Below are 7,146 nucleotides of genomic sequence, written 5' to 3' on the forward strand. Positions count from 1 at the left end.
AGAGCTTGTCATCTTTTTATCACTTTTATTTTTATTTTTGAGTTACTTTTACCTTCATACTTCCTGTTTTCATAAAATTATCATGCCAAGCTAATGTCTCTGATAAAATATGTGGGGTATGTTTATACTTACCTTCACAAGCCTTATTAAAATATTCATATAAAGCTTCTTTATAATCTGGATGTGCACAATTTTCTATTACGGCAACTGCTCTTTCTTTTGGAGATAATCCTCTTAAGTCTGCTACTCCTTGTTCTGTAACTATAACCATTACATCATGTTCTGTATGATCGTGATGAGATACCATAGGAACTATGCTTGATATATCTCCATTTTTAGCTGTAGATTCAGTTGTAAATATTGTTAAATATCCATTTCTAGCAAAATCTCCTGACCCACCTATACCATTCATCATTCTACTTCCCATAATATTAGTTGAATTTACATTTCCGTAAATATCAACTTCTATCGCTGTATTTATTGCTATTACACCTAGTCTTCTTGCAATTTCTGGACTATTACTTATTTCTTGCGGTCTAAGAATTAATTTATCTTTATAATTATCAAATTTATCATAGAAATCATCTAATCTTTCTGGTGATATAGTTAGTGAAGTTCCTGATGCAAATTTAACTTTACTAGCTTCTATTAAATCTATTACACTATCTTGAATAACTTCAGAGTAAACTACTAAATCTTCAAATTCAGAATCTACTAACCCACCTAATATTGCATTTGCAACACTTCCTACACCTGACTGAAGTGGTAATAAATTTTTAGGAAGTCTGTCTTCTTTAACTTCATTTTCTAAGAACTTTATTAGGTTATTGGCCATTTTTTGTGATACCTCGTCTATCGGTGCAACTGGTCTTGTTTTATCTTTTGAATCTGTAAATACTATTGCTGCTATTTTTTCTTTATCACAAGGTATATAATTAGTTCCTATTTTCTCATCCACATGAACTAAAGGTATAGGCTTTCTATTTGGCGGAACTTCTACATTATATATATCGTGCATACCTTCTAATGCTAGAGGTTGAGCCATATTTATTTCTACTATAATTTTATCTGCGCATTCTATAAATACATTTGAATTTCCAATAGAAGTTGATGGTATTATATTACCTTCTTCTGTTATTGCTACAGCTTCTACTAGGGCTATATCCATCTTTCCTAAAAATCCATATTTAACCCATTGAGGTGTATGACTTAAATGCATATCTGAGTATTTTATATCAGAATTGTTTATTGCATTTCTACAACTAGAATCTGTTTGATATGGATATCTTCTTTTTATAACACCAGCTTGAGATAATGCTCCATCTAATTCTGGTCCTACTGATGCCCCTGTTATTATTGTCAAACCAATTTCTTCTCCTTGTTTTGCTCTATCAGCTATTGCTAGTGGTACTGCTTTAGGATATCCTGCTGGTGTGAAACCACTAGTCCCTACTATCATCTTATCTTCAAATAATAATGCAGCTTCTTTAGCACTCATTACTTTATTTTCTAAATCTTTACATCTTAATCTACTATTCATAAAAACTACCCCCAATACTTCTTATTTGAAATTTCAAGTTAACCTGCCAAGTATATATACTTGACAGGAGTAATTTTATATATTTTTTACATAGGCATTTTATGAAGTATTATAGTGAATATTACCATACCTAAAAGAGCAAATGGATACGTTGCACCATATCCTGCAGCAGGTTCATCACTATCTAAAGCTTCAACTGCAGCTCCTAAACCTGGTGTTGATGTCATACCTCCACATATAGCACCAGATAACATTACCCAGTTTATCTTTAATACATATCTACCTATTAAGAATCCGCTTAACATACCTACAACTCCAACAACTAAGGAAATAACTCCTAAATATGCACCTGCTCCTACTAATGCGTCAACTGCTTTATATCCATATCTTAACCCTACTATAGCTAAGAAAAATGCTAGCGCAAGGTCTCTTATTATTCCTAAAGTCTTAGAATCCATTCTAAAACTTATACTTCCAATCTTTCCTATATATCCTAAGATTAAGGCTCCTATCAAGACTCCTCCTGTTGAACCTAAGCTAAAATATCCTATAAATGGTAAATATATATTTATATTTCCTATAATATATCCAAATGTGCATGCTATTACAAATCCTAATATATCAAACTTACTTTCTTTTATTTCTTTAACTGAAGAACTTAATTTTCTTGCTTCTTCTAAATCTTTTCTATATTGTAATTTTTCTTTTTCTACATCTATTTTAAATAATGCTGGGAAGAAATTGACTGCTAATATTACTATTAATACTCCGAATGGGTATCCTATTGCGTGACCTGCTCCTATACTTGCCTCTGCATTTGTTATGTACTGTTGTTTTATATCATCTGTTAATTGGAATACTTTAATATCTTTGGGTATGTTTTGTATTCCTGCCATTTCTAAGAAGGTTTCTTTTTCTTTAATATTCATGCTATCATATTGTGCTACTTTTTCTGTTGCATGATTTTTTGCTGTTTCTATAGCTGCTGCAAGACCTGGTGAACTTGTAAGTGCCCCTGTGTAAACTCCTGATACTTCATACGGGTTTGAATCTTCACTAAAAACTGTACATAAGTATGTAGTTGCTGCACTTGTAAATGTTATAAGCATACCTAATATTACAAATTTAAGGCCATATTTTTTAAGTACAATTCCCATGTCTTTTGCTGCCAAAAGACCTACTGCACAAACAAATAATATCAAGAATGTATCAAAAAAATTACTAGATACTACTCCTACGTCTAATAGGTTTTTTGCAGCATCAAATGCTTTTGATCCTTCTTTAGCTGCTGCTGCATATTTAAATGCACCCCATCCAATTACGAGTCCAGTAAATAATGCACCTGATATTCCAAAACTAAATTTACCAAACTTAATTTTTCCAAAGATAAGTCCTGTAACTATTGCTAAAAACATCAACATAAACTGGCTTAAAAATACATCCGCAAAGTTAAAACTCATGTGGTATACCTCCCTATATTTTTTTTCACTTTACATCTTTTGTTTTTTTCCATCTTACTTTACCTCCTAATCATAATTTTTTATGAGTAAATTATCTTTTATGTCTTTTTAAAATATTTTCTATTTACACTTCATTTTATGTTCATATTCTTATACTTAGTAATATATAATTTGATATATATTAATAACAAATTTGTTATAATTAATTTTTAGGATGGTGAGTCACAAATATGGACCTGATACATTTAAAGTACTTTCAAACTGTAGCTAGAACTGAGCATATGACCAATAGCGCTAAGATGTTAAACATCGTACAACCTGCCTTAAGCCGATCAATACATACTCTTGAAACAGAACTCGGTGTAGAATTGTTTGATAGAAATGGTAAATTTATAAAGTTAAACGAAAATGGTAAGATATTTTTAGAAACTGTAGATAACGTGTTAAACTCTTTAGAAAATGGTAAGAGAAAACTTCTTGATATGAATAATAAATCAGAGCTTGAAATTAAATTGCTAGTACTTGCTGGATCTAATACTTTACCAAGATTAATTTTAGAATTTAAAAAGTTGTATCCTAATGTTACGTTTATATTGCTTCAACATACATCTAATGAACTTGATACTCAAAATTTTGATTTTTGTATATCTTCAACTCTTGAGAAAATAAAAAGTTCTACATCTATCACTTTATTAGAGGAAGAATTACTTATGGGAGTTCCTAATAATAATACTTTTTCAAATAAAGATCACATCTTTTTAAAAGAACTTTCTAAAGAAAATTTCATCAGTTTTCAATCAGGTAAGCCTCTTAGAAAAATATCAGATACACTTTGTTCATATGCAGGTTTTAAACCAAATATAGTTTTTGAAAGTGATGTTCCTTCAATAGTTCGCCAATTGATTATAGCTGGATTAGGCATAAGTTTTATACCTAAAATATCTTGGAATATTCCTAGTGATAATTCTATAAAACTTATACATGTTGTTGATCCTCCTTGTAAAAGGCATTTAAATATTTCATGGAATGCTAATAATTATATGAGTAAATACGCTAAAATTTTTAAAGACTTTGCTGTTGATTATTACTCTTTACTTTAACTTATATAAAAAAGGAGTACTTCTTAATAATTTTATAAATTATTAAGAAGTACTCCTTTTTATTTTAAGCATTCTCATTTTAAGCATTCTCAAAAGTATATATAGCATCTATTCTAGCTAAATATATAGAACAGTCACTACAACCTATGTATTTTGCGTATTTTTCAACCTTTTCTTTATTAGTTTCAATATGTCCCATATCATCTTTTATTAAATCCTTTATATATATATCCATTAAATTATCTTTATGATTTGTTATATCGTATCCTAAGTAGTGCGTTATTCTTTCAATTTCTTTATTAAAATCTCCATCTTCTTTTATTAAAAATTCGTATACATCTTTTCTATATGGATTTAAATCTATTATCTGTTTAACTACTCTACCCTCATCCGTTCTAGTTATAAATCCATCTTTATAATTATTAAAAAGTGCATTAGATTTTTGTTTACTTTCTTCATCAGTATATGAATTTATTATAGTTATATTATTTTCTATAAGTGCATCTACTACAGCATAATGTATATTAAAGCAGTCATCATATATGTACTTACTTAATTGTTTTATTATAGATTTAGTGTCATAAAACTTTAAATAGTTATTTTTCTTATTTTTATTATTTAACAATTTATCTCTGTTTAAATTATTAAATAATCTCTCATAATTTAAATACTTGTCATAATAAATATTTCTAAATATACCTAAATCTATTGTAATAATATCAAAACTTACGATAGTCTCGATTGCCTTTTTTAATCCAAGTTCAATATGTTCCATTCCCATATCTAAACATTTTTCTGATACTTGCTTTATATTTTGTATATTATTTAAACAATCTTCTTCAAAACTTTCACTTGCTTGTATGGCATATAACTTAAATAATTTCCTTACTCTATTGTAATTATCCCTTTTTTCATCAAACTCTACAGTAGCTCCATTTATATCAAATGTAATCATATAAACCTTCCCCCTATTTTAAATCAAATTTCTCTTTATTATTTATATATTTGATTATTAGGTCTATTTTCCTTCTAAATGAGGAATTTGTCTAAAACCTTTCTCCAACACTATCTATATTTAAACTTTTTATAGGTTTGTATGTATGATTTTGTCATCATCGTGAATATTTGTTATATTTTGTATGTCGCCTATATTATACCTAACATACCAGCTAAAATAGGTAAAAACACTGCTGGCAGTAAATTTGCAATCTTTATATTAGTTGATTTTAATATATTTAATCCAAGTCCTATAATTAATAAACTGCCAACTCCTGTCATTGCATTTATTACTGGTCTACTTAGTACATCTGATAAAAATGATGCTCCTATAGTTATTATACCTTGATATAAAAGTACTGATACTGCTGAAAACATAACTCCAATTCCTAAAGTTGCGGTAAAAATTATAGCTGTTATTCCATCTATTACTGATTTAGCAAATAAAGTTTCATGATTTCCACTTAATCCACTTTGAAGGCTTCCAACGATTGCCATAGCACCTACGCAAAATAATAAACTCGCTGATACAAATCCTTGTGAAATAGATACACTTTCTTCGTTTTGTCCTTTATTGAATTTACTTTCTAAAAACTCCCCTAACTTATTTAACCATTTGTCAATGTCTATAAGTTCACCTATTAATGCACCTACAGCAATGCATATTATAGTTACTAAAGTATCCTCTCCTTTTAGTGAACCAGAGATACCTATGTATACCACACATAAAGCTAAGCCATTCATTACGGTATCACTAATCTTTTGAGGTACCTTTCCTTTAACTAATAATCCTATCAAACATCCTAAAACTATTGCTACACTATTTACAATTGTTCCTAACATATTTTATACCCCCTTTAACTATATGATTTTAATTATATCAACTTATATAGTGTTTATCATTATATTTATTAAAGATTCGCTCATCTCTCATAAATAAGTAGTTTCAAAGGGTATATTTGCCATAGGTGGGTCATTTCTCTTCTTACTTTGTTTTAAATTTTATAAAAGTATAAAATCCCATTCCTTCAACATTCACATCACCTGTGTGTTTACTTTCAGAGCCATTAATATTTTTAAATACAAATTGAATTTTAATGTCCTGATTTTCATCTTTAAAGGTCATATCCACCTCTTTTGGGTTATTATTTCCTCTATTGTTGCGATGAATCTCAGCTGCTAATTTCTCTAATTCATTCCTATATATGATTTGTTCTTTATATTTAATAAGAAGCTCTTTTTTCTTATTATCATAGGTAATTGTATAACCCCCATTTACTTGTTGGAAATTTTCAGGAGCATAAATCTCGTATTCTGCAAAATAATCAAAATCATTAATATTAACTAAATTTCTTTCCTTATCTAAGTAATGATCAAAGTACTCTTCGTTTTCGTAAAACCCTTGACCTTCATCTATTAAATCAAAACCAAATAAGCTTTTCATATCACTAATTTCAAAATTTACTGGAAGGTATTTTATATTCTTTAGGTCGTGGTATTGATTGAAGTATATAATTATGCCGCTGATTTCCTTTTTATCTGCTTCTACAAATTCTTTCTTTGGATTTTTAATACTATCAGTTTGGTCAATCATCTCATATTTTCTTACTATTTGATCAAATCGTTTATTTTGACTAATTTGCGAAATTGAGTAAGCACTCCAAGGTCCTGTAACAGATAAAAATGCTATTATAGCTAAAGATGTAGATAAAAAAATGTTTGTAATATCTTTCTTAACTGCATAGTAAATCATAACCCAAGTTACCCATGCTCCAACTACTAATACAAAATATCTACTTTCTGTTATGCCATAGGCATTGGCTCTTATTCCTATAGCGACAAACATCATGCCAAGCAATGGAATAATAGCCTTTGGAAAAATAGTTATAAAAGTTTTAATCCATGGGCTTACTTTTCTTAATGGATATATTAAAAAAAGAACAATAGTACTTACTATAGAGTACCAAAGAACTAAATTACCAATAAGCCCTTGGGGCAAATGTCTCGTTATAATAATTTTACCGAAATAGCTATATAAAATAATTGTGTA

The 7,146-nt window shown here is 28.8% G+C and carries 6 protein-coding genes; 1 reads left to right on the forward strand and 5 read right to left on the reverse strand.

The window, feature by feature from the left end:
• Window positions 1-31: 31 nt before the first annotated feature.
• Together scpC and AC11VW_RS14310 are read right to left on the reverse strand one after the other, a co-directional pair.
• A complete protein-coding gene (scpC, locus tag AC11VW_RS14305) occupies window positions 32-1,540 on the reverse strand; it encodes a succinyl-CoA:acetate CoA-transferase ScpC (RefSeq protein WP_484302107.1) in 1,509 nt (502 codons plus the stop codon).
• 86 nt (window positions 1,541-1,626) lie between these two features.
• Complete coding sequence (locus AC11VW_RS14310) at window positions 1,627-3,000, reverse strand: aspartate-alanine antiporter-like transporter (protein ID WP_484302108.1); 1,374 nt, start codon at window positions 2,998-3,000, stop codon at window positions 1,627-1,629.
• 230 nt (window positions 3,001-3,230) lie between these two features.
• Here AC11VW_RS14310 and AC11VW_RS14315 point away from each other — a divergent pair, with 230 nt between their 5' ends.
• Window positions 3,231-4,100 (forward strand): LysR family transcriptional regulator, encoded by an 870-nt coding sequence (locus AC11VW_RS14315; protein WP_484302109.1) that lies wholly within the window; start codon window positions 3,231-3,233, stop codon window positions 4,098-4,100.
• Window positions 4,101-4,179: 79 nt separating this feature from the next.
• Here the strand turns inward: AC11VW_RS14315 and AC11VW_RS14320 are convergent, their stop codons facing one another.
• From AC11VW_RS14320 to AC11VW_RS14330, 3 genes are all read right to left on the reverse strand, one after another.
• Window positions 4,180-5,055, reverse strand: coding sequence for a kinase (locus tag AC11VW_RS14320; protein ID WP_484302110.1), 876 nt, complete (start codon window positions 5,053-5,055; stop codon window positions 4,180-4,182).
• A gap of 191 nt (window positions 5,056-5,246) precedes the next feature.
• A complete protein-coding gene (locus AC11VW_RS14325) occupies window positions 5,247-5,939 on the reverse strand; it encodes a DUF554 domain-containing protein (RefSeq protein ID WP_484302111.1) in 693 nt (230 codons plus the stop codon).
• Window positions 5,940-6,081: 142 nt separating this feature from the next.
• Window positions 6,082-7,146, reverse strand: a 1,065-nt coding sequence (locus AC11VW_RS14330; protein ID WP_484302112.1) for a DUF4153 domain-containing protein, incomplete at its 5' end; no start/stop codon positions are given.

The organism is Romboutsia sp., from assembly GCF_056995035.1.